The following is a 22838-nucleotide window of genomic DNA, read 5'->3' on the forward strand; positions in this document are numbered from 1 at the left end:
CATGCTCGATCAGGCTTATTCTCGTCGTCAGTTCCTCGGCCTCGCTGGTGGTCTTGCCAGCATCGTCGGTCTCGGTCTCGTTGGTTGCGGCGGCTCCGGCGCTTCCGACGCCGCCGACAAGGGTAGCGCCGCTGCTGCCGAGTCCGTCTCCGGCGAGGTGACCTACGACGGTGCCTCTTCGTTCCAGGCTCTCGTCGAGGCCGCTGCCGAGAAGTTCATGGATGCCAACCCGGACGTCTCCGTCTCCGGCTCGGGTAACGGTTCGGGCAAGGGCCTGACCGCTGTCGCCGCAGGCACCGTTACCATCGGCAACTCCGACGTCTTCGCCGAGACCAAGCTCGAGGCCGATCAGGTCAAGAACCTCGTCGACCACGAGGTCGCCGTCGTGGGCATGGGCCCCGTCGTCTCCAAGAACGTCAAGGTCGACGACCTGTCCCTCGAGCAGCTCAAGGGTATCTTCTCCGGTCAGATTACCAACTGGAAGGAGGTCGGCGGCGACGACGCAAAGATCGTCGTCCTCAACCGCAAGGCCGGCTCCGGCACCCGCGCCACCTTCGAGGCCGCCGTCTTTGGTGACGAGGCCGTTGACTTTAAGGGCGACGCCGAGCTCGACAAGTCCGGCGACGTCCAGACTCAGATGGGCAGCACCGACAACGCCATCTCCTACCTCGACTTCTCGCACTTCGATGACTCCAAGTTCAACGCCATCAAAGTCGAGGGCGTCGAGCCCAAGAGCAAGAACGTCACCGACGACTCTTTCAAGATCTGGGCTACCGAGCACATGTACTGCTCCAAGGACGCCGACGAGGCTACCAAGGTCTTCCTTGAGTTCATGCTCTCCGACGACGTCCAGGGCAAGCTCGTCGAGGAGCAGGGCTTTATCCCCGTCTCTGCCATGAAGGTCGTCAAGGACGCCAGCGGCAAGGTCTCTGCTAAATAAGCAATCGCCCCCGGAAAGGTTTGCAATGGCAAAACAGCTGCCAAAGCGCGACCTTGAGAACGTGGGCCTGGGCGTCACGGGCGCGTGCGTTGCGCTCGTGACGCTTGTCGTTGCCGCGCTCATCTTTATGGTCGCCCAAAAGGGCCTCTCGGCTTTTCTCAAGGACGGCGTTTCGGTCGTCGAGTTCTTCACCGGCACCAAGTGGGACCTGGCCAACACAGCCGAAAACGGCCTGCCCTATACCGGCGCCCTGTCCCTGATCGTCACCTCGTTTGCGGTCATGGTGCTCTCCACGCTTATCGCGCTGCCCATCGCTATCGGCTCTGCCATCTTTGCGGTCGAGATCCAGCCTAAGTTTGGTTCCAAGATCTTTCAGCCGCTCATTGAGCTTTTGACCGGTATTCCCTCGGTCGTCTTTGGCCTGATCGGTTTTCACGTGGTCGTCGGCCTTATGAAGAGCGTTTTCCACGTAAGCACAGGCCTGGGCATCTTACCCGGCGCCATCGTGCTGGCCGTCATGATCCTGCCGACCATGACCACGCTTTCGGTCGATGGCCTGCGCGCCGTGCCCGACAGCTACCGTCAGGGCTCGCTCGCGCTGGGCTACACCCGCTGGCAGACCATCTGGCACGTGGTGCTCAAATCCGCCATGCCGTCGCTCATGACCGCAGTCATCCTTGGCATGACCCGCGCCTTTGGCGAGACGCTCGCCGTGCGCATGGTTATCGGCGGCATCGAGGCCATGCCGACGTCGCTGCTGTCGCCGGCGTCCACCATCACCACCACGCTTACCACGTCTATGGCGGTCTATGCCGAGGGTTCGGCCCAGGACGATGTTCTGTGGGCGCTCGGTCTGCTGCTGATGGGCATGAGCCTCATCTTCATCCTGATCATCCACCTTATCGGCCGCAAGGGGGCGAAGGCTCGTGGCTAGTACGCGCATCCATATCGACGAGGCGAGGTTCGGGCGCGTCCAAAAGCAGGACCGCATCGCCACGGGCGTGCTGACGGCGATCGTCGCCATCGTCATGCTCATCGTTGTCTCCATGGTGACCTATATCCTGTTCGAGGGCATCTCGACGCTGTTCCAGCCGGGCTTTCTCACGCAGCCGTCGCGCGCCAACGGTACCCAGGGTGGCGTGCTCTACCAGCTGTTCGACTCGTTCTACCTGCTGCTGATCACTCTGGTCATCTCGGTGCCCATCAGTCTGGGCGGGGCGGTCTTCCTGGTTGAGTACGCGCCGAACGGCCCTATCCGCGACATCGCCTCTACCGCCATCGAGACGCTGTCCTCGCTGCCTTCCATCGTCGTCGGCATGTTCGGCTTTCTGGTGTTCTCGGTGCAGCTGGGCTGGAAGTACTCCATCATCTCCGGCGCTGTCGCGCTCACCATGTTCAATATCCCCATCCTGGTGCGCGTGATCCAGCAGGCGCTCGAGGACGTGCCACAGGCCCAGCGCGATGCATGCCTGGCCATGGGCCTTACCCGCTGGGAGGCCACGCTGCACATCCTGATTCCCGAGGCCATGCCCGCCATCGTGACCGGCATTGTGCTTTCGGCCGGCCGTGTGTTTGGCGAGGCCGCGGCACTGCTCTTTACCTCGGGCATGAGCTCGCCGGTGCGTCTGAACTTCTTGAGCTTTAACCTGTCGAGCCCCACCTGCGCCTGGAACGTGTTCCGTCCCGGCGAGTCGCTCGCCGTGCACATCTACAAGATCTATGGCGAGGGCAGCCCCGAGGCTCAGCAGATCGTTTGGGGCACCGCTGCACTGCTGATGATTTGCGTGCTGCTGTTTAACGTAATCGCCCGTATCGTGGGCAAGCAACTGGCAAGGAGGATGACGGCCGAGTGAGCGAGATGAAAGCAACACCCGCAGCCGAAGCGGCACCGTCCGAGATCCAGAACTTCCTGTCGAGCGTGGGGGAGAGCGAGAAGCGCGTGCGCGCGAGCGGCAAGGCCGTGAGCGACGAGGTCGTGCTCTCCACCAAGGACGTCAACGTGTACTATGGCGACCACCATGCCCTGCACGATACGTCGCTCGACTTTCACAAGGGCGAGATCACGGCGCTCATCGGGCCTTCGGGCTGCGGTAAGTCGACCTTCTTACGCAGCCTCAACCTGATGAATCGCGAGATTCGCGGCTGCCGCGTGGAGGGCGAGATCAACTACCGCGGGCGCAACGTGAACACCAAGACCGAGAACACCTACGAGCTGCGTCGGTCCATTGGCATGGTGTTTCAGCAGCCCAACCCTTTCCGCAAGTCCATTCGCGACAACATCACGTTTGCGCCCAAGCGCCACGGCATCACCGACCGTGACGAGCTCGATCGTATGGTCGAGGAAAGCCTGCGTGGTGCGGCGTTGTGGGACGAGGTCAAGGACAAGCTCGACAAGAGCGCCTACGCGCTTTCGGGCGGCCAGCAGCAGCGTCTGTGCATCGCGCGCACGCTGGCGCTCAACCCCGACGTGATCCTGTTTGACGAGCCCTGCTCGGCGCTCGACCCCATCTCGACGCTGGCGATCGAGGACCTCATGTCATCGATCGTTGCCGAGCGCGCCATCGTCATCGTGACGCACAACATGGAGCAGGCGTCGCGCGTGTCCAACCGCACGGCGTTCTTCTACATGGGCGATATGGTCGAGTACGACGAGACTGACGAGATTTTCCAGCGGCCCAAGGACAAGCGGCTGAATGATTACCTCACCGGCATGTTCTCCTAGTCCGGGACATGCTTGAGGCCCGCGGCGGCCACGGTTGCCGCGGGACTGATTGGAGAGGCGGGTCATCTCTTGCGGGAGATGGCCCGCCTTTTTGTGTCGTGTGCGGCCTGCCTTTTCGCTGCTATCATGGACAACGTTGAATTTCTACGAAGGAGCAGGGCATATGGCGATTCTTTTGGGATGCGATTCCGTCAGCCTAGAGTTTCCCACCAAGCATATTTTCGATAGCGTGACGCTCGGCGTGGGCGAGGGCGACCGCATTGGTATTGTCGGTAAAAACGGCGACGGCAAGTCGACGCTGCTGAGCGTGCTTGCCGGCACGCTGGAGCCCGACGATGGCCGCGTGACGCATCGTCGCGGCACCACGATCGGTCTGCTCGGCCAAAAGGACCAGCTTGTCGATACCGACACCGTGCACCATGCCGTCGTCGGCGACACGCCCGAGTACGAGTGGGCGTCGAGTCCGCGTACACGTCAGATCCTGGCCGGCCTTATTAGCGATGTGCCCTGGGAGGGCACGGTGGGCGAGCTTTCGGGCGGCCAGCGCCGTCGCGTGGACCTCGCGCGCCTGCTAATCGGCGATTACGACGTGCTTATGCTCGACGAGCCTACCAACCACCTTGACATGCGCACCATCAACTGGCTCGCGCGTCACCTAAAGGCCCGCTGGCAGCGCGGCCAGGGCGCCATGCTCGTGGTCACGCACGACCGCTGGTTCTTGGACGAGGTCTGCACCAGCATGTGGGAGGTCCACGACGGCCAGGTCGATCCCTTCGAGGGCGGTTACTCCGCATATATCCTTCAGCGCGTAGAGCGCGACCGCATGGCCGCGGTTACCGAGGAGCGCCGTCGCAACATGGCGCGCAAGGAGCTCGCGTGGCTGAGCCGTGGTGCCCAGGCGCGCTCCACCAAGCCCAAGTTTCGCGTGGATGCCGCTCGCGAGCTCATCGCCGACGTACCGCCCGTGCGCGACGAGCTGGAGCTCAAGCGCCTGGCGGTGAGCCGCCTGGGCAAGCAGGTTATCGACGTGGTCGACGTGGACGCCGGCTATGCGGATACCGATGGCGCGCCCAAGCAGGTGCTCTCCGACGTGACCTGGCTCATCGGCGCGGGCGACCGCTATGGTCTTTTGGGCGAGAACGGCGCCGGCAAGTCGACCTTGCTCGACGTGATCCAGGGCAAGATTGAACCCATGCGCGGCCGTGTGAAGATTGGCCAGACGGTGCGCTTTGGCGTGCTGTCGCAGCAGCTCGAGGAGCTCGAGCCCTTCATGGGCGACACGATCCGCGAGGTGCTCAGCAACTATAAGAAGTACTACGTCATCGACGGCAAGGAGACTTCGCCCGAGAAGCTCTGCGAGCGTCTGGGCTTTACGACCCAGCAGCTCTGGAGCCGCATCGGCGATCTTTCGGGCGGCCAGCGCCGTCGCCTGTCGCTGTTGCTGACGATCCTGGACGAGCCCAACGTGCTTATCCTGGACGAGCCCGGCAACGACCTGGATACCGACATGCTCGCGATTGTCGAGGACCTGCTCGACGGCTGGCCCGGCACGCTGATCCTGGTGACGCACGACCGCTTCTTGATGGAGCGCGTGACCGACCAGCAGTGGGCGCTGCTCGACGGTCACCTGACGCATATGCCCGGCGGCGTCGACCAGTACCTGCGCCTGTGCAACGCTACCGCCGAGGGCGAGCCCGTGGGTGCGCCGAGCGCCAAGACCGGCACGTTTGACACTGGTGCTGCGGCGGCTGCGGCCGAAAAGCCCAAGTCGAGCGGCCAGCCCAATGGCCTTTCCAACGCCGAGCGCCAGAAGCTCCGCCGCGAGGTGAGCTCGCTCGAGCGCAAAATGGAGACGCAGCGCGCCCGCGTGGAGGAGGCCGAGGCCGCGATGGCACAGGTTGACCCCACCAACTACACGGCGCTCGGCGAGCAGCAGGCAAAGATCGACGAGGCCCACGCCGCCATGGACGAGCTGGAGATGGCGTGGCTCGAGGCGAGCGAGAAGCTCGAGGGCGAGGAGTAGGCGAGGATGATTAAGGCCGCGTTTTTCGATATCGACGGCACGCTGCTGAGCTTTAAGACCCACCAGATTCCGGCGTCGGCGCAGCAGGTACTCGACAGCTTTCGCGAGCAGGGGATTGCGTGCGTGATCGCCACGGGCCGCCCGACCTACCAGATGCCGGATTGGCTGTTCGACTTGGGATGGGATGCGTACATTACGCTTTCGGGCCAGCACTGTTTTGATGCCAAGGGCGTTTATCGCAGCTGCCCGATCGATCCGGACGACGTTGCGGTGATTGTGGACCAGGTGGCGCAGGGGCGCTACGACTCGCTGTGCATGCAGGGCGAGAACTCGTTTGTGAACCGCCTGTCCGAGCGCGTGGTGACGGCCGGTAGCAACGCGGGAATCGTCTACCACGAGGAGCCGTTTGACCATGCCTTCGATGCGCCGGTTTACCAGTTCTGCGCCTTTGTGGATCCGGCCGACGAGCATATCGTGACCGATGCGGTGTCGCATTCGCTCACTACGCGCTGGTGTGATCTGTTCTGCGATATTATTCCGGCCAACGGCGGTAAGAACCTGGGCGTGGCGGCGACGCTGGAGCGCCTAGGCATCGATGCGAGCGAGGCGATCGCCTTTGGCGACGGCGAGAACGACCTGTCGATGTTTGCCGCCGTGGGCACGAGCGTGGCCATGGGCAACGCGCAGGACACCGTGAAGGCCGCGGCGACCTATGTGACGACCGCCGTGGACGACGACGGGATCTATAACGCTGCGAAGTACTTTGGACTGCTATAGCTGCGGCTCGGCACTTGGGGACACTCCTTGCGGGGCGTGTTCCCATTTTGTTTTCGTCCCGCACGTTTTGTGAAACACGGCTAACTTTTAGACAAAGTAGTAAGACATGGGCAACTTTTGCGGTAAAGTTAGCCGTGGAAAGTATCCAAAGGCTAACTAGCAATCATCGCGAAAGGCGGCCCATGGCCCTACGTGAATCCGGAGAAGACTATCTCGAATCAATCTACGTTCTGTCGGAACGTCAGGTCATCGTGCGCTCGATCGACGTTGCGGAGTACCTCGGCGTAACCAAGGCGAGCGTTTCCAAGGCCATGGCGACGCTGGAAAGCAACGGCTATGTCGAAATGGGCAAACGAGATGTTCATCTGACAGAGCGAGGGCTGGAGGTCGCTCGCCAAATGTGGGAGCGTCACTGCTTTTTCGTGGGGCTGCTGGAGGATGCGGGTGTTTCGGCTGAGGTCGCGTCGCAAGAGGGCTGCCACATGGAGCACTGCCTGAGCGAGGAAAGCTTCGAGAAACTGAGGGCGATGCTGAACCGGGGCGAGGCGACGGGCCAAGCGGCGGAATCCTAACGAACCCCCAGTAGCGCGGAGTTCGCGCAAAGCGCGGGACAGCGACCGGGACCAGTAGCCCCACCAACTAAGTCCAACTCAGACAAAGAACCCCGCCAGCAAGCGATGCCCAAGAACCGCCAGCAACGTTACTGCAGGCCGGGACCGGGCTTGGTTTTGAAAACATTCCGCACTGATATTTTCTGTATTGAAGACGTCGATGATGCACCCGTATACCATTGACGTCGACACCATCAGATGCGGACCGCGCGGTGACCCCACATTCCGCTGGCGCCCACAGGGCTGCCCTCGTTTCCTGACATGTCCCGCGCGGGCCGCGGCGAGCCGAGACCGCCGCATGACCTAATAGGAGCATGGAGCGATACCGCGGACCCGATCAACCGCATTCTATCGCGCCCCGTCAGTGTGCCGTCTGCCCGGTCCAGGCGAGCACGGAAAGAACGGAGCGAGACATGAGAACCGAATCGACACCCGGCGCCCGCGGGCCGGTCTTCTGCGGGGTCGACACCCACGCCGACTCGCACTGGCTGTGCGTCCTGGACTGGAGGGGCCGCAGGGTCCTGCCCCGCCGGTTCCCCGCCGACGCGGCGGGCTACGAGGCGCTCGCCGGTGCGATCGCGGCGGCCGGGGAGCCGGCCTGCGTCGCGATGGAGGGGACGTCGTCCTACGGGGCGGGCCTCACCAGGCACCTCGCGTCGCTGGGGATGCCCGTGCGCGAGGCGCTCTCCCCGGCGGGGATGCAGAGGAGGCGCCCGGGGCAGGGAAAGTGCGACGAGGCGGACGCGGAGAGGGCCGCCCGCGCGGCGATGCCCGGCTCAAAGCTCGGGACCCCCAAGAGCCAGGACGGGTGGGTCGACGGGGTGCGCTGCATGCTCGCGGCGCGCTCCGGGGCGGTGAAGGCGCGGACCTCGGCGATCAACACCGCGAGGTCGCTGCTCACCACCGCGCCGGAGGGGCTCAGGTCGAGGTTCCGCGGGATGGCGGGGCCGAGGCTGATGGAGGAGCTCCCCTCCGTGCGCGCCGAGGGCGCCCTGGGCGCCGCGCTCGGCGCGCTGGCGGACCTGTGGGCGGCGGCGCGCGACGCGGCGCTCGACATGGAGCGCGCGATCGAGGCGTCCCTGGAGGAGAACTGCCCCGCGCTGCTGGCGATGTACGGGTGCGGCCCCGTGAGCGCGGCCAAGCTCGCGGTCGCGGCCGGGGACAACCCGGGCAGGCTGCGCTCCGAGGCGTCGTTCGCGGCGATATGCGGGGCCTGCCCCATCCCCGCCTCGAGCGGGAAGACCGTGAGGCACAGGCTCAACAGGGGCGGCGACCGGCAGGCGAACAGCGCGCTGCACGAGATCGCGAGGCAGAGGGTCATGCGCGACCCCGAGACCGCCGAGTACGCCGAGAGGGCGAGGGCGCGGGGGAAGAGCGACAGGGAGGTCATGAGGTGCCTCAAGCGCTACGTGGCCAGGGAGGCGTACCGGGCGCTGATGCGCCCGCACGAGATCAGGAGGCCCGAGGACGCCTCGGAACTCGTGGCGGCCAGGCGCGCGGCGAAGGTCAGCCAGGTGAGGGCGGCGTCCATACTGGGCACCAGCGAGAAGTACATCTCGATGCTGGAGAGGGGCCAAAGGGAGCTCAAGCCCATAAGGAGGGCCTACGAGGCGTGGGTCGAGGCGGGGCTCCCGCTCAATTGGGACAGGCAGGCGTTCGAGGCCGAGCGCAAAATGGATTCTAAAAAACACCTTGCCAAATAGGAGCGTCAGCGCGAGGCCCGCCTTTCCGTTGCTCCGCAGGAGCAGGAAAGACGGGCCTCATGCGCGAGGACGTTTTCAAAGCCAAGCCCGACCCCGGCTGGAGGGGCCACGAGTGCTACAGGTTCTTGACACCCATCGCGCGCATGGCGTTCAGGATGGCGATGATCGCCACGCCTACGTCGCCGAACACGGCAAGCCACATGTTGGCGATGCCCAGCGCTGCCAGCACAAGGATCAGCAGCTTAATGCCCAGCGCAAAGATGATGTTCTGCCAAACAATCGCCATGGTCTTGCGTGCCACGCGGATCGCGCGGGAAATGTTGGACGGCTTGTCATCCATGAGCACGACGTCGGCGGCCTCGATCGCAGCGTCGGAACCCATAGCGCCCATGGCAATGCCAACATCGGCGCGCGTAAGCACAGGCGCATCGTTGATGCCGTCGCCGACAAAGGCGAGCTTGCCCTTGCCCGATTCGGCTGCCAGCAATGCCTCGACGCGCTCGACCTTGTCGCCCGGCAGCAGCTGCGCGTGGAACTCGTCGAGACTGAGTTGCTTGGCCACAGACGCCGCAACCTCCTCGCGGTCGCCCGTGAGCATGACGGTGCGCTTGACGCCGGCGGCGTGCAGGTCGCTGATCGTCTGCTCGGCATCGGCCTTGACGGTGTCTGCAATCACGATGTGACCAGCGTACGTGTCATCGACCAGTACATGGAGGATCGTGCCGACGACCTCGCAATTGGGCGCTTCGACGCCGGTCGCGGCGAGCATCTTTGCGTTGCCAACGACGACGTGCTTGCCGTCGATGGTTGCCGTCACGCCATGGCCCGCGTCGTTGGTGGAGTCGCTTACGCGCTTGGGGTCGACCTCGCCCTGGTAGGCGACACGCACAGACTGCGCGATGGGGTGATCGGAGAACGACTCCGCAAGGGCTGCGACCTCAAGCAGCGATTGCTCGGTATAGCCGGCTTCGGGGTGTACTGCCACGACCGAGAACGTGCCGTTGGTGAGCGTGCCGGTCTTGTCGAAGACGACGGTGTCCACGTCGGCGAGCGTCTCGAGGTAGTTAGAACCCTTGATGAGAACGCCCAGCTTGGAGGCGCCGCCGATGCCGCCAAAGAAGCTCAGCGGGACGCTGATCACGAGCGCGCACGGGCAGCTGACGACCAAGAAGGTCAGGCCGCGCAGGATCCAGTCGGACCAGGCGCCGGTGATCAAGCCGCCGCCGAGCGCGAGTACCGCGGCCGCGCCGGTGACGGCGGGCGTGTAGACGCGGGCGAAGCGCGTGATGAAGTTTTCGGTGCGCGCCTTCTTTTCGCTGGCGTTTTCTACGAGCTCCAAGACGCGCGCGACGGTGGACTCGCCAAAGGGCTTGGTGGTGCGCACGTGGATGAGGCCCGTCATGTTGATGCAACCGCTGATGATATCGTCGCCGGACTTGGCGGGGCGGGGGACTGACTCGCCCGTGAGCGCGGCGGTATCGAGCTGTGTCTCGCCTTCGACGATGACGCCGTCGATAGGCACGCGCTCGCCGGGCTTGACGACGATGACGGTGCCCACGGCGATGTCATCGGGAAAGACCTGTTCGAGCGTGCCGTCGGGCTGCTCGACGTTGGCATAGTCGGGTGCGATGTCCATCATGGCGCTGATCGATTTACGGCTCTTGCCCACGGCGTATGCCTGGAACAGCTCGCCGACCTGGTAGAACAGCATGACGGCGGCGCCTTCGGCCATGTGCGGGTCGGTATCGGGGAAGAGCACCATGGCAAACGCGCCGATGGTCGCGACTGCCATAAGGAAACTCTCGTCGAAGGCCTTGCCGCGGCGGATGTTATTGAATGCCTTTTGCAGTACGTCGTATCCGGCAATCAAAAACGGCACGAGGAACAGCGCGAAGCTGGCGTAGATGTTGCCAGGCTCCCCAAATGCGATAGTGAGGGCGCCGAGCTCGTCGAGGGCATAAACAACGGCAAAAATGCCCAGTGCTACCAGGATGCGGTTGCGCTTGTGCTCAAGGGACTCTTTCTTCTTGCGCTTCTTCTTTTTCTTTTTGGGATCGGCGGCTGCCATGATTCAAACCTCCCATTTGAGTGTATGAACACTTGCTCATATAATTTCGCGAGCAAAGGCCGCGGCAAGCGCGGCCTTACAGGTCAACGTATGCGCGGGTTAGAGAATGATTTCGCAGTCCGGCTCGGCGTCGGCGGTGAACTCAACGACGCGGTCCAGGACCTCGTCGAACTCGGCGTCGTCAGCCTCGAGCGTCAGCTTCTGGGTCATAAAGTTGACCGAAACGGACTTGACGCCATCGAGCTTAGCCAGCTCGTCCTGAAGTTCACGCGCGCAGTTGGCGCAATCGATCTCGTCGAGCTTGAACTGCTTTTTCATGGTGGGTTCCTTTCCCTGTGTTAGCGGTCTGGGTGCCGGCCGCGCTGATACCGTGGTTGATTGCTATTCGCAGATATGGCTCATGCCCTGGTTAAGCATGGTGTAGACGTGATCGTCGGCAAGCGAGTAGAGAATGTTGCGGCCGTCGCGGCGGAACTTGACCAGGTGCGACTGCTTAAGCGTGCGCAGCTGGTGCGACACCGCAGACTGCGAGGTCGCGGTCGCTTCGGCGATGTCAGCCACGCAGAGCTCGCGGCCCATGAGGGCATAGAGGATCTTGATGCGTGTGGTGTCGCTGAAGACCTTGAACAGGTCGGCCAGGTCGTACAACAGCTCCTCGTCGGGAAGGTCCTCGGGCGAGCAGCTGGTGGGGATCACGGGCTCGGTGGCCTCGATGTCGGGTTTCGTTTCATCAACGCGGATGCTCATTGCAATATCCTTTCATATGAACATGCGCTCATATAAATTACTTCCGATTATATGAGCGCATGTTCATATGTCAATGACGTTCAGGTAATTCGTCGCACAAAATGATGGGGAATAGTGGACGAGATTCCGGACTGAGCGGTTTTGATAGCCGATGCCGGGGTGGGTGCCCCCGCGCCGTGCAAAAATTGGAGTATTCTGCAACTATAGGGGGTCCGTTAATCTATTCCAGGCCAAATAAAGCCGCTCAAGAGTTATCCAAGGGCGGTAGACAGACAAGGTCTTCCTCAAATGTTGCCTAACGTTCCCGTTCGATAGCGTTTTTGTTTCTCATTTGGATTAACTTGTGGGTGCTGGAAGGCCGACCCTGCTGAATACTCGCAATTTTGCACATCGCTAGGGTACCCACCTTGTTAGCCGGTCTAGCTTCCGGCCCCGAAGATTCTGCCCTCGGGCGCGAGGCTGCTTATTTGGGCAAATGATGGGCTGTCGGATTCGACAGTCTGCATGTCATCGATTGCCGGAACTTCATTTATTGTCGGGTCATCCAGCGTGATGCCTTCGAGTGTTGCTTTTTCGAGGTCGATTCGTTGACGATCTTCGGAATCCTGGCGAAGCTGCTTCTGAATTCGCTTTTTCTCTTCTATAAACCTTCTGAGCACAAACTGTCTCAGGTCCTCTTGCATGATTTGAAAGTCTTTTGGCAGACGCGAGGGGCGTATGCCCTCTTTCCGTTGGATCACCTCCATGACCCTAACGAAAGCGCTGGCATGCATAAAGGAATAACGACTGACGGTGATGATTCCGTATCCCATGGACGCAAGCGCATTCTTGCGCTCCTCATCGATGGCGCGGTCTTCTTCCGCGTCATGATAAAACCCGTTGTATTCAATGTCTGTGCGAGATTTCTTTAGATACGCATCCATAAAGAACTTTTTGCGTCTCGTGAGATTCTTTGCGGCAGCGGTGACCTGCACCTCGCAATCGGTCTCAATTCCCTTAATACCAAGCCCTCCTTCGCTTTTAGGCAGCGTTAGCATCATGACAAAGGCCGTTTCCATAGGAGACCGGCATCCGTCGCGCACACATTGAATCGCCTTTCGGGCAAGGGCCAGACCGTCGCATCTGGTAATGGAATTAAAGAACTGTTTTAACCTTTCGGTCGAGGTGAGCGCGAAACGCTCGTTATACGAGGTGGAAGAGCCGGTTCCAAGGGAGTAAGCGCCGCACAATTCAAAGTAGTACTCCACCAGTTCGCGAAAAGGGAGATAGGTGGCGGCCTGAAGTGCGCAAAGCTCAACGCCAACAATGAAGATGCCATCTTTGAGCTCTATAAAGCGTGAGTTCGAGAATCGTTTTGACGAAACGTGGCATTGACAGTTCATTGCATAGCGCGCATTCCTGCGATCAAACACCATTACCTCGAGGCAATCATTTGCGTCGAGGGAAACATCATGTTTGGTGAGCCATTTTGCGGCTGCGTCAAGGAGCGTTCCGGTGGGACATGATCCGTAAATCGCGACAGGGTTACAGGACTCGATGCCTTTCGCAGACACCGAATGCGCGGCCTGGTAGACCGCTTTTGCAGTGGTATGTGACAATACGATACTCATGGTATATATCGTGCCAGCTAATGCCGTGTTGATGGCGCTGAGTGGGAAAGCCGTTTTAGGGGCCTAACCAAATGCTGTCCAAAAGCTTGACGCGATTATGGGCTGGCACGCCTAAAATCAATGTTCTCGCAGCTTAGCTATAGCATATAAAAACTCAATTGCTGCACATTTGATTTCGATGCATCACCATCCGACAACGAATTACGTGTCGGGAATTGGCCGAAATCGTTCAAAATGAGGGTTCTGAATTTGTGATGGCAGATCTATCTGTGGAACGTAGGGCGGCCCCGCTGCGGTGTTTCCCGCTGCGAGGCCGCTCGTGAGCAAGCAGTGTTTGTCGCAGGCGTTGCTATTTCGCGAATAGGTTCTTGAGGTTGAACTCGGCCTGTACCGTGCGGAGCATGAGGTCGGTGTCGTCGAGGCCCAGGTGCTGCTCGTTGGCGTCGGGCGCGAGGGTGCCGCGACGGCGTGCCCAGTTCTCGAGCGCGGCTGGCGCGGACTCGCGGGGGAGCGAGCGCACGTCGGCGTCCAGGCTGCGGCAGATCTGGCGCGAGTCGATGACGATGATCTTACCCGCGCGGCGTGCCTCGGCGTAACCGTCCAGGTGAATCTTGAACCAGCTGTCCTCAAAGGCGGCGTTATGCGCCATGTACGGGTACTTCTTCATAAGCTTGAGCAGCTGCTTCTGCAGTTCCTTGTTCTCGCGGAACGGCTTTTTGCCGTCGATGTCGTCCCAGGTGATGTGGTGGATATTCGACAGCGGTACATCCTCGCCGCGGTAGATGTCGGGCAGGCCACAGTAGTGCGCCTCGGCGTCGTGCGGGACGGCGTCGCTGGTGAGCTCCATGATTTCCCAGCCCACATTGATGATATAACCGCGCTCGGGTGCACGGCCGGTGGTCTCGATGTCGATACCGAGCACGGTGCCCTGGATGGGCTTGCGGGCGTAGGCCACGCCGAGCGCGTCGCGGTCGCCGCGGATTTCGCGCATGACCGACGCGGCGGTGCGCTTTTGCATCTTGCCGATGGCGGCGCAGGTGTCGGCATCGGACAGGCCGCGCGAAAGCGTCGCGGGCGTCACGTTGCGCAGGCGCGCCTCGCCAATCTGGTCGCACAGGTCGCGGTTGCGGTCAGCCAGGTCGCGCACGGTGGCAAAGTCGAAGCTGGGGTCGCCCTCGGCGGTAAAGTACTCGGTTTCGAGCACCTTAAGGGCCTCCTCGCCCTTCTGGCGCTCGGACTCCATGGCGCCGTGATCGCCATAGATAAACATGGGAATAAACGGCTGGCGCTCGTATTCGAGTGCTTGTGAAACGTTCATATAACTGCTCCTTGGACGGGCCGTGTCGCGCGGCTCGGTGGCATTGAGTTATGGCGAGATGATAGTTTACCATGGGCAACTATTGGCATCGCGCCTAGGACAACTACAATACCCTAGTTGACCGCTAGGACTTTTACAATGCTGCCGAAAGACACGAAAGGTTCCATCCGTCATGGATTTACTGATTGATATTCTGCTCGACGCTGGCAAGGACACGCTGTCCCTGGTGCCGTTTTTGTTGGTGACGTATCTTGCCCTCGAGACACTTGAGCACGTTGCGGGCGACCGCGTCAACGGCGCTATCAAGCGTGCCGGCGCCGCGGGTCCGGTTGTCGGATCGTTGTTGGGCATGGTGCCACAGTGCGGGTTTTCGGCCATGGCGGCGACGCTGTACGCCGGTCGCGTCGTGACGCTGGGCACGCTGGTTGCGGTTTTCCTCTCGACCTCAGACGAGATGCTGCCGCTGTTGCTTGCCGAGCAGGTTCCCGTGCAGACCATGGCGATGCTTTTGGCCTCGAAGGCACTGATCGCGCTGGTTACGGGCTTTATCGTGGATGCCGCCATTCGCGGCCTGCGTCGTAACGCTCGCGCGCATGCGGCGATTCGCCGTACCGTGCTGGGAACCGCGGCCAACCCGGCCCATGTGAACTGTGCGCACGACGACCACACTGGCGGTGACATCATCGACGAGGTGGCCGAGGCGGGCGTGAGCGCCGACCACATCCACGAGCTGTGTGAGCGCGACCATTGCGGTTGTGATGAAGACGAGGACGAGCACGAACACGGACATGGCCACGATCACGGTCATGAGGGCGAATATGAACACCATGATGGTCACGGTCACTCCCATTCCCACGAAGGGACGCCTGTCCTGTCGATTATCCGCAGCGCCATCTCCCACACCGTGCAGGTATCGGTATTCATTTTCCTGGTGACGCTGATTCTGGTCGCCGTGCTCGAGACGTTCGGCGAGTCCGCGATCGAGCAGTTCCTGCGCGGCAACGAGACACTCGCTGTCCTGGGTTCGGCGCTTGTCGGCCTGATCCCCAACTGCTCGGCCAGCGTCGTCATCACGCAACTGTACCTGGAAGGCGCGCTGCAGCTGGCCCCGATGCTCGCCGGCACGCTCATTTCCGCCGGCGTGGGTTATCTGGTGCTGTTCCGCACCAACCGCAGCGCCCGCGAAAATGCCGTGTTCCTGATTATGATGTACGTCATCGGCGCGGGCTGGGGTCTCATCCTTTCCGCCTTTGGCCTCTAAGTAGATGTTTGGGATAGGCCGTAAAAACTGGGGTATACCGTAAAATCTACCGCCATGACTTGGGCGTTGGATGCGCGTCAATCGCCAAAACAAAAAGGTAGATTTCCGGACATGTCCCAAAAATCTACCTTGGTTAGCGCAGCAGCTCGGTGAGGTTGCGTTTAAAGCGGGCGCGGTCTTCGCTGGTAAATGCCGCCGGCCCGCGAGTGCGTCCGCCGGCGCGGCGCACCTTCTTTTCCTCGTGGCGAATAAACAGTTGCATGTCGATGGTCGCCTTATCGTAGACGCGCCCGCGCACGCCGATGGCGGCGGCATCGCGCCCGAGCACCATGCTCGCCAAGCCAATGTCCTGCGTCACGACTACGTCGCCCGCCTGCAGGCGTTCGACAATGGCAAAGTCGGCGCTGTCGGCGCCCACGCTCACATCGAGCGTCGTGACCCAAAATCCGCGTCGCGCATGCTCGACGTCGCGCGGATCGTCGCGGCGAATGTGGCGTTCCAGGTTCTGTGTGCTGTTGCCGGCGATAACGACGGCGACGCCCGCCCGCCGCGCGCAGTCAATCGACTCGCGCGTGACCGGGCAGGCGTCTGCATCAATAAAGAGCGTTCGCGGCATCTAGTGCACCAGTTTGCCAAATTGAATAGCGCGAACAATCAGCGTTACGCCAAACACCAGCAGCGCGGTGCCGCTAAAGATGACGAGCATCTTGGCCGACCACAGCGGATAGATAAACACGAACATGCCGGCGATGATGGAGAGCGCGCCGCTCAGGATGGCGAGGGCACGGTTGGACGAAAGCTCGGACTCCAGAATGGACATGACACCTTCGACGATCCAGCCAAAGCCGGCCACGATAACCACCATCGTGGTGAGCGTCGCGGTCGAGAAGGCCTGGTTGCGCAGGATTATGACGCCGCCCAAGATAATGAGTAGGTTGGAGATGATGCTCGTCACGCGCCAGCCGGTGGGCAGCAGCGGCTCAAAAATGGCAGTGAACAGTCTGATGGCAGCAGTGATTACAAAGTAAAAACCCAGGACGGTCGTCAAAAAGACGAGGGACTTGGCGGGTGCAAAAAGCAGCGCGATACCAGCAATGAGTGCTAAGACGCCCGTGATGGCGTAGATCCAGCGTACGGCCTTGACGGCTTTGCCCGCCATGCTTTTCTCGTCAAATCCAAACTGGCTCGATTTTTGGTCATCGTTCTTAAAGATGCCCATAATGTCTCCTTTCCGTGCGGCGTAAGCCTTGATCGTTACAACCAGTATCGCTTAAAGGCGCTGGCGTATGGGTCGGGGAGGGCGAAACGTAACCCAAAGGTCCCGAATTGTTTCCGTTGTTCCCCACGTCGCGATTTTCTATTCAACAGGTGTAGAACATTGCAGCCCTGTTCGTTATTGCCTACGTTTTAGGTTAGATTTTCCTAAAGACAATTGGCTTGAATTGGGGGTCCCTATGAACGAAGCAGTTCCCGCAGCGCCGGTAAGCGCAGAATCGATGGCAAAGCAGGGCTGCGAAAAGCTCGGTCTGGAAGCGTTTGATGCGCTGGTCCGTCGTGCCCGTACGTGCCGTCGCTTTGACGAGTCCATGCGCGTGCCGCGCGAGTTTTTGCTCGAGCTGGCGGAACTGGCGCACCTGGCTCCCTGCGGTGCCAATGCTCAGCGTCTGCGTTTTCATGTGGTAAGCGGTGCAGAGGACTGCGCGCGTGTATTTGACGAGCTTGCATGGGCCGGTGCGCTCAAGGATTGGCCGGGTCCTGCCGAGGGCGAGCGCCCGACCGGCTACATCGCGATTCTGGCTGAGCGCGCCGTTCCGGGCAAGCCTGCCGCTCCCATTACCGAGGTCGACACGGGCATTGCCGCGCAGACGATGATGCTCGCCGCCCGCAGCGCTACGCCCGAGGTGGCAGCCTGCATGTTCAAGGCCTTTACGCCCCATGCGATCGATGCCATGGGGCTCGATAACGACAAGTATGAGCTCAAGCTGATCATGGCCTTTGGCGTTCCGGCCGAGATACAGGTGATCGATGCGATCGATTCCAACCCCGATGGCTCCATCAATTATTGGCGCGACGAGGCACAGGTGCACCACGTACCCAAGCGTTCGCTCGCCGACGTGCTGGTGTAGCTGAGCGTCACCGCGGCGTGATCAGACGGTAAACCACCACAAAGGTGCCTGTCCCCTTTGTGGTGGTACGAGGGGAGGGCGTGTGGCAGATCTGTATTTGGTGCGGCATGGGCAGACTGAGCTCAATGTGCAGAGCATTTTGCAGGGCTGGCACGATTCGCCGCTTACGGCGCGCGGGCGCGAGCAGGCGCTGACGGCGCGTACGGCGTTTGCGGCGCGTGGCGTGGCCTTTGATCATGTGTATTCCTCGCCGTTGGGCCGGGCGCGGCATACGGCCGAGCTTATCGTTGGCGAGGGCCGTTCCATTGAGCTGGTCGATGACCTGCGTGAGTGGCATTTTGGCTCGCTGGAGGGCACATCAAATCGCGAGATGCCGCCGCAGCCCTGGGGCGATTATCCGGTGGCCTTTGGCGGCGAGTCGGAAGTGCAGCTTCAGTCGCGCATGGTCGCGGCGCTGTCCCGTATTATGGCCCGGCCGCAGCACGACTGCGTGCTGGCGGTTTCCCACGGCTCAGCCTGCCAGGAGTTTCTTGAGTATGTGACTGGCGGGGGAGAGCTACCCGACAACGGTGCCGTGCTTCATTTTGGCTATTGCGACGGGGCGTTTTCGCTCTTGGGTTGGTAACGAACGAAAGGACCCCTATGAATAAAGATCTGTATCTGGTCCGTCATGGACAGACGATATTCAACCTTAAGCGTATCATTCAGGGGTGGAGTGACTCGCCGCTTACGCAGCTGGGTTGCGACCAGGCGGCGCGCGCCGGCATGTTTTTACGTGCGCGCGGCATTGAGCCCGATCATGCCTACACCTCTACGCTTCATCGCACCGAGCAGACTATCGCCAACTTGTGGCCGGGCTTGGCGTACGAGCGCCTGGACGGCCTGCGTGAGTGGTTCTTTGGCGATTTTGAAGCCGAGCGCGTGATGTTGATGCCCGAGCGCCCGTGGCGCGATTTCTATCGCCAGTTTGGCGGCGAGGGCCAGATGCAGGTGCGTAAGCGCATGGTGGCGACGCTGACCGAGCTCATGCGACGCCCGGACCACAAGTGCGTCCTTGCGGTGAGCCACGGATCGGCCATCAAGGAGTTTTTGGACCACACGAGGGGCGCTGCGGCCGACGAGCGCGATCGCGTGCCGGGCAACTGCTCGGTGCTGCATTTCGTGTTTGACGACGAGACCGGTGCGTTTGAGCTGATTGAGATTTTTACGCAGGAGGATTACGCACGCGAGCTGGGGCTTGAACCGCTGGTGGCGACAGCGGGTCCGCGACGCGGGTAGCGTGGGTGTGGCGACGCAGGTCGCCGACATAATTGCTCCATGCGAAAGGGGCGGGGATGCATGTGCATGTATTGCATTCCCGCCCCCTGTTTGTTGAGCTGCCGATTCTTGTGCTGGGCGGTCTGGTCTTGCTAGAACCGCGCGACCTGGTGGGTGAGCAGGCCCATCGGGACCCGCTGCGCGGCGCCGCTGACCTGCGCGGCGGGGAAGAGCACGGCAACGGTAAAGTTGAACGGCTCCTTGCCGGTGTACGTTCCGGCGGCACGGGCCTCATCGGCTAGCAGCTGCGACGCCCCGGTCAGAGCGGCGGCGTAGGCGGGGTCGTCGGCCAGTGCCGGCTCCGGTGCTTGGTCGAGCATAGCGCGGATGGCCCCGACGGCGTCCTCGCGCTTGACCTCCCACGCGCGGTGCGTAATGCCCGCGGGGTCGGTGACGGCGTAGAGCGACGCACCCTCTTTGGCGGCGCCCAGGATGATATCCATGACGGGCGAGGCCTCGTAAGCGAGCGACACGGGACGAGGCTGAACTTTGAGTTCGGCGATCGCGTGCGCAGCGGCGGCCACGTCAGCGCTGGCATCGCCCTTGCCGCCCGCAAGTACACTCGTCGGGCAAATCGCCACGACACCCGTCGCGCGACCCGGCTCGCCCGAGCATTCGTACACGTAATACGCCGCGCCTGGATCCTTGAGCATCAGGCCATCGGCAATGGCTTCGCGCAGAGCATCGTTGCCGTTCAGGATGCTGCCCATTGCAGGCAACGCCTCGAGCACGCGGTCCTGAGCCGGGCGGATGCAGGGAAACGGAAGTGCTTTCATGGGCGGTCCTAACGCACGAGTCGGTTTGTTCGCGGCTTATTATGCCCCAACTTGGCCGCTCGCGTCCCAGAGCACGTTATCGGCGAGCGCGATTAGCACCTGCTGACAACGAACGATGTCGGCGTGGGGCACATATTCGTTGGGCTTGTGGGCGAGCGCGAGCGACCCGGGGCCATAGCTCATGCAGTTACGGTTACCCGTCTTGCCGGCAATGACGGCAGTGTCGGTGTAGCCGGTAAAGAAGCCGACGGTCGTATCCGTGCCCGTTACATCGTCTGCTGCGCACTTGAGTGCAGCTAGAAGGGGAGAGGCTGGATCGCGCTCGATGGCGGGGCGGTCGCCTGTCACGGTATAGCTTCCATGGCAGCCGGGGACCGCGGCTTCGGCAGCGACAATGGCCTGCTCTACCATGCGCGTCGCGGCGGCCGTATCAGTCGGCGGGGTCAGGCGCATATCGACCCAGACCTTAGCGTGGTCGGGCACGACATAGGGACGGTAGCCACCCTCGATCTGTCCAAACGTGATGGTCGAAGGCCCCAGCTCATCGTGCGCGGGCAGCGCCGCAAACGCGCGACGGAGCGAACACACGACCTCGGCCATGGCGGCGACGGCGTCTGCGCCCTTCCAAGGCTGGCTCGCATGCGCCGTGACGCCGGCCATCTCGATCTCGAACCACGTGCGACCCTTGTGCGCCACCTGGATCTGCCCGTCGGTGGGCTCGGTGTCCAGCACCCATTCGCGCGAGCCGACCCAACCGGCATTGATGGCCGCCTCGGAGCCGCGCATAAAGTCTTCCTCGTCGACCGAGCAGATGAGCGAAAAGCCGCGGCGGGGCAGCGTGCCATCCGCCGCCACGCGCTCGAGCGTATGGACCAGTGCGGCAATGGCGCAAGCCAGGCCACCCTTCATGTCGCAGGAGCCGCGACCATAGAGTTTATCGTCGCGCACGATCGCTCCGAGCGGCGGCGTGTCTGCCTCCCAGCCATCGCCCAGGGTGACGGTATCCATGTGACAGATGTAGACGAGTCGGGCCTCGTCGCTTACGGCCGGCACGGTAATCATAAGGTTGCGGCGCCCGGGGAGTACTTCGAGCTCCTCAATCTGCACGGCATCGAGCGCAGGACTATCAAGCTGCGCCAGCTGCTGCTCAATGAGCCTCTTAATGAAGTGCTCGATCTCGTCCTCATACGCGCCCGGGTCTGAGCTGTCGATCCGCACGAGCTCCTGCGCAAGCCGCCAGGCAAAGTTCTCATCAACCATATGCAACCTCACAATCAGTTTGCTTTCCAAACCGATTGTAAGCCTCCTGAGAGATCCGCGACGTGGGCGTGGCAGTATTTACCGTTCGCAGGCCGAGCCAGCGCGTTTGCCGTCCGAGCGGGTTCACAAGCGACGCAGCGGGTACGTACCCTTCATGGACGACATGCTGTGCGACATATCTGCCTTTCGGTATCACCGGATACCTCCACAGGTCTTGGCAATAATGCCGGACCTGCCCGATTCTGCGGACGATCCGCGCAGGGAGCACCTATGTGAGCATCCGCTCGTCACGCATTTCCTGGGCACCCCGTTACACGTGTTGGCGCAGGGCAGCTGTGGACGTAAGGGCGATCGCATTGTCAGGCATGTTTGGAACGGGGAGAGGCCGTTTGATTCCATGCGACAGACAGAGTTTGGCCTCGATGTCGCGTCCCCGCTCTTTACCCTGCTGACCCTGGCTTCCTCGGTCTCAAACGAGCGTTTAATCATGTGCATGTATGAGATGTGCGGCACCTTTGCCGTGTGCAAGATTGCGCCTCAGGTAAAGTCGGCACTTGAGCAGGCATATGGGAGCCGATGGAGTGACGCACGGTCGGGCTGGGAAAACGTAAAGGATGTCTCGGGGAATCCAACGGACTTGTGGAAACGACCTCCCTTGATCGAGCTCTCTGAGCTTACAGAGTTCGTCGATAAGGTCCGGGGGCTCCGCGGCGCTAAATCGTTCATACGAGCCGCGAAATGCATTACGGGGGTGGCAGCATCGCCGCTCGAGGTCCAGGCTTCGATGCTGTTTGGCCTTACGAGGTTGCGCGGCGGCGAAGGGCTGCGCCTTACCAATAACGTTGAGATTCGTATGACGCGCAGCGCCCGCCTGATTTCGGGGCTTGATAGGCGCTATGCCGATATCCTGCTGGCAAATAAGGACGGCAGCCGAGAGTGCCTGGTTGAATGCCAAGGTAAAGCCATACACGGATCCATAGAATCCAAGATCTCGGACTCCGATCGAACGACGGCCTTGCAAGCGATGGGATATCCCGTCGTTCTGATGACCTATGGCCAGCTGGCCGACTCCGATGCCTTCCGCGTGGTGATGGAGCTCATCATGTCCTATCTCGATATGCCGCTGAAAGACAAGACGCCGCGGCAGCAGGAGCTTGAACGGCGGCTTCGTGAGGAGATTTTTATCGATTGGGCGGGAATGTAGCCGCGCGGGCGGAAAACGGTCGCGCGGACTAGAGTTTTGGTCGCAAAATACTTATATTTTGCCTTGGAAGGGCCTTAAAAATGCTACCTAGAATAAGTTGTTTCGGAAAATGGACAGTCAACTTACATTCGGCACATAGAGACCGATTTTTACCTACTAAAGTCCCTGATAAAGCTGTTTATCAAAGCGGGTGTGCTTAGCGACTGGAGCCTCACTATCGATTATCTGAAAAAACTTGTTCTGGGTATCATTTTAAAGTCGTCCGGAGCAACAAAATCGCCCCCCGTTTCGTGAAAACGGGGGGTGTTCCTATAGTTTTGTCAACTGGGAAATGCTGCCCGCGCGACTGAATCGCGGCATGCTGACGCCAGGCCA

At 61.3% G+C, this 22838-nt stretch carries 21 protein-coding genes and 1 pseudogene; 13 read left to right on the plus strand and 9 right to left on the minus strand.

Features of this window, described 5'->3' with window-relative positions; all coding sequences use genetic code 11:
• Position 1 precedes the first annotated feature (1 nt).
• The 8 genes and pseudogenes from ABHT90_RS03975 to ABHT90_RS04010 all read left to right on the plus strand — a co-directional run.
• Positions 2 to 940: a phosphate ABC transporter substrate-binding protein gene (locus ABHT90_RS03975; RefSeq protein ID WP_346981696.1), complete on the plus strand. Its 939-nt coding sequence runs from the start codon at positions 2 to 4 to the stop codon at positions 938 to 940.
• Between the two features lie 25 nt (positions 941 to 965).
• Complete coding sequence (gene pstC / locus ABHT90_RS03980; RefSeq protein WP_346981697.1) at positions 966 to 1874, plus strand: phosphate ABC transporter permease subunit PstC; 909 nt, start codon at positions 966 to 968, stop codon at positions 1872 to 1874.
• Positions 1867 to 2793: a phosphate ABC transporter permease PstA gene (pstA, locus tag ABHT90_RS03985; RefSeq protein ID WP_346981698.1), complete on the plus strand. Its 927-nt coding sequence runs from the start codon at positions 1867 to 1869 to the stop codon at positions 2791 to 2793. The genes pstC and pstA overlap by 8 nt, the downstream gene beginning before the upstream one ends.
• Positions 2790 to 3662, plus strand: a complete 873-nt coding sequence (gene pstB / locus ABHT90_RS03990) for a phosphate ABC transporter ATP-binding protein PstB (protein ID WP_346981699.1) — start codon at positions 2790 to 2792, stop codon at positions 3660 to 3662. Before pstA ends, pstB begins: the two co-directional genes overlap by 4 nt.
• A 163-nt stretch (positions 3663 to 3825) precedes the next feature.
• A complete protein-coding gene (locus ABHT90_RS03995; RefSeq protein WP_346981700.1) occupies positions 3826 to 5685 on the plus strand; it encodes an ABC-F family ATP-binding cassette domain-containing protein in 1860 nt (619 codons plus the stop codon).
• A gap of 6 nt (positions 5686 to 5691) precedes the next feature.
• On the plus strand, positions 5692 to 6462 hold the full coding sequence (locus ABHT90_RS04000; RefSeq protein ID WP_346981701.1) for a Cof-type HAD-IIB family hydrolase: 771 nt from the start codon (positions 5692 to 5694) through the stop codon (positions 6460 to 6462).
• 182 nt (positions 6463 to 6644) lie between these two features.
• Positions 6645 to 7034 (plus strand): metal-dependent transcriptional regulator, encoded by a 390-nt coding sequence (locus tag ABHT90_RS04005; protein ID WP_195502713.1) that lies wholly within the window; start codon positions 6645 to 6647, stop codon positions 7032 to 7034.
• A 452-nt stretch (positions 7035 to 7486) separates the two neighbouring features.
• Positions 7487 to 8500 (plus strand): annotated as a pseudogene (locus ABHT90_RS04010) (IS110 family RNA-guided transposase); the annotation flags it as partial.
• A 391-nt stretch (positions 8501 to 8891) separates the two neighbouring features.
• Here the strand turns inward: ABHT90_RS04010 and ABHT90_RS04015 are convergent.
• The 5 genes from ABHT90_RS04015 to ABHT90_RS04035 form a co-directional block, all read right to left on the minus strand.
• Positions 8892 to 10844, minus strand: a complete 1953-nt coding sequence (locus ABHT90_RS04015; RefSeq protein WP_346981703.1) for a heavy metal translocating P-type ATPase — start codon at positions 10842 to 10844, stop codon at positions 8892 to 8894.
• A 99-nt stretch (positions 10845 to 10943) separates the two neighbouring features.
• Positions 10944 to 11162 carry a cation transporter gene (locus ABHT90_RS04020; protein ID WP_006235433.1) on the minus strand — a complete coding sequence of 73 codons (219 nt, stop codon included), beginning with the start codon at positions 11160 to 11162 and terminating at the stop codon, positions 10944 to 10946.
• A gap of 63 nt (positions 11163 to 11225) precedes the next feature.
• Positions 11226 to 11591, minus strand: a complete 366-nt coding sequence (locus ABHT90_RS04025; protein WP_117634970.1) for an ArsR/SmtB family transcription factor — start codon at positions 11589 to 11591, stop codon at positions 11226 to 11228.
• A 419-nt stretch (positions 11592 to 12010) separates the two neighbouring features.
• A complete protein-coding gene (locus ABHT90_RS04030) occupies positions 12011 to 13201 on the minus strand; it encodes a hypothetical protein (RefSeq protein ID WP_346981704.1) in 1191 nt (396 codons plus the stop codon).
• A 349-nt stretch (positions 13202 to 13550) separates the two neighbouring features.
• Positions 13551 to 14519 carry a 3'-5' exonuclease gene (locus ABHT90_RS04035; RefSeq protein WP_346981705.1) on the minus strand — a complete coding sequence of 323 codons (969 nt, stop codon included), beginning with the start codon at positions 14517 to 14519 and terminating at the stop codon, positions 13551 to 13553.
• Between the two features lie 172 nt (positions 14520 to 14691).
• Here ABHT90_RS04035 and ABHT90_RS04040 point away from each other — a divergent pair, with 172 nt between their 5' ends.
• Positions 14692 to 15780: a putative manganese transporter gene (locus ABHT90_RS04040; protein ID WP_346981706.1), complete on the plus strand. Its 1089-nt coding sequence runs from the start codon at positions 14692 to 14694 to the stop codon at positions 15778 to 15780.
• Between the two features lie 133 nt (positions 15781 to 15913).
• Here ABHT90_RS04040 and ABHT90_RS04045 read toward each other — a convergent pair whose 3' ends face one another.
• Together ABHT90_RS04045 and ABHT90_RS04050 are read right to left on the minus strand one after the other, a co-directional pair.
• On the minus strand, positions 15914 to 16396 hold the full coding sequence (locus ABHT90_RS04045; protein WP_055310731.1) for a YaiI/YqxD family protein: 483 nt from the start codon (positions 16394 to 16396) through the stop codon (positions 15914 to 15916).
• On the minus strand, positions 16397 to 16999 hold the full coding sequence (locus ABHT90_RS04050) for an HdeD family acid-resistance protein (RefSeq protein WP_346981707.1): 603 nt from the start codon (positions 16997 to 16999) through the stop codon (positions 16397 to 16399).
• 235 nt (positions 17000 to 17234) lie between these two features.
• Between ABHT90_RS04050 and ABHT90_RS04055 the strand changes: the two genes are divergently transcribed.
• The 3 genes from ABHT90_RS04055 (at position 17235) to ABHT90_RS04065 (ending at position 19184) form a co-directional block, all read left to right on the plus strand.
• Complete coding sequence (locus tag ABHT90_RS04055; protein WP_199579994.1) at positions 17235 to 17906, plus strand: nitroreductase family protein; 672 nt, start codon at positions 17235 to 17237, stop codon at positions 17904 to 17906.
• 82 nt (positions 17907 to 17988) lie between these two features.
• The gene (locus tag ABHT90_RS04060; protein WP_055252053.1) at positions 17989 to 18531 is read left to right on the plus strand and encodes a histidine phosphatase family protein; all 543 of its coding nucleotides are present in this window, start codon (positions 17989 to 17991) and stop codon (positions 18529 to 18531) included.
• Positions 18532 to 18548: 17 nt separating this feature from the next.
• Positions 18549 to 19184, plus strand: coding sequence for a histidine phosphatase family protein (locus ABHT90_RS04065; protein WP_346981708.1), 636 nt, complete (start codon positions 18549 to 18551; stop codon positions 19182 to 19184).
• Between the two features lie 131 nt (positions 19185 to 19315).
• Here the strand turns inward: ABHT90_RS04065 and ABHT90_RS04070 are convergent, their stop codons facing one another.
• Positions 19316 to 19999: a DUF1015 family protein gene (locus ABHT90_RS04070; protein ID WP_346981709.1), complete on the minus strand. Its 684-nt coding sequence runs from the start codon at positions 19997 to 19999 to the stop codon at positions 19316 to 19318.
• A gap of 39 nt (positions 20000 to 20038) precedes the next feature.
• Positions 20039 to 21259, minus strand: a complete 1221-nt coding sequence (locus tag ABHT90_RS04075) for a M20 family metallopeptidase (protein ID WP_346981710.1) — start codon at positions 21257 to 21259, stop codon at positions 20039 to 20041.
• 154 nt (positions 21260 to 21413) lie between these two features.
• On the opposite strand from ABHT90_RS04075, the gene ABHT90_RS04080 reads away from it, so the two are divergent.
• Positions 21414 to 22463 carry a hypothetical protein gene (locus ABHT90_RS04080; protein WP_346981711.1) on the plus strand — a complete coding sequence of 350 codons (1050 nt, stop codon included), beginning with the start codon at positions 21414 to 21416 and terminating at the stop codon, positions 22461 to 22463.
• The last annotated feature ends 375 nt before the right edge of the window (positions 22464 to 22838 follow it).

Origin of the sequence: Collinsella aerofaciens (genome assembly GCF_039758815.1) — a bacterium.
GTDB lineage: Bacteria > Actinomycetota > Coriobacteriia > Coriobacteriales > Coriobacteriaceae > Collinsella > Collinsella aerofaciens_BP.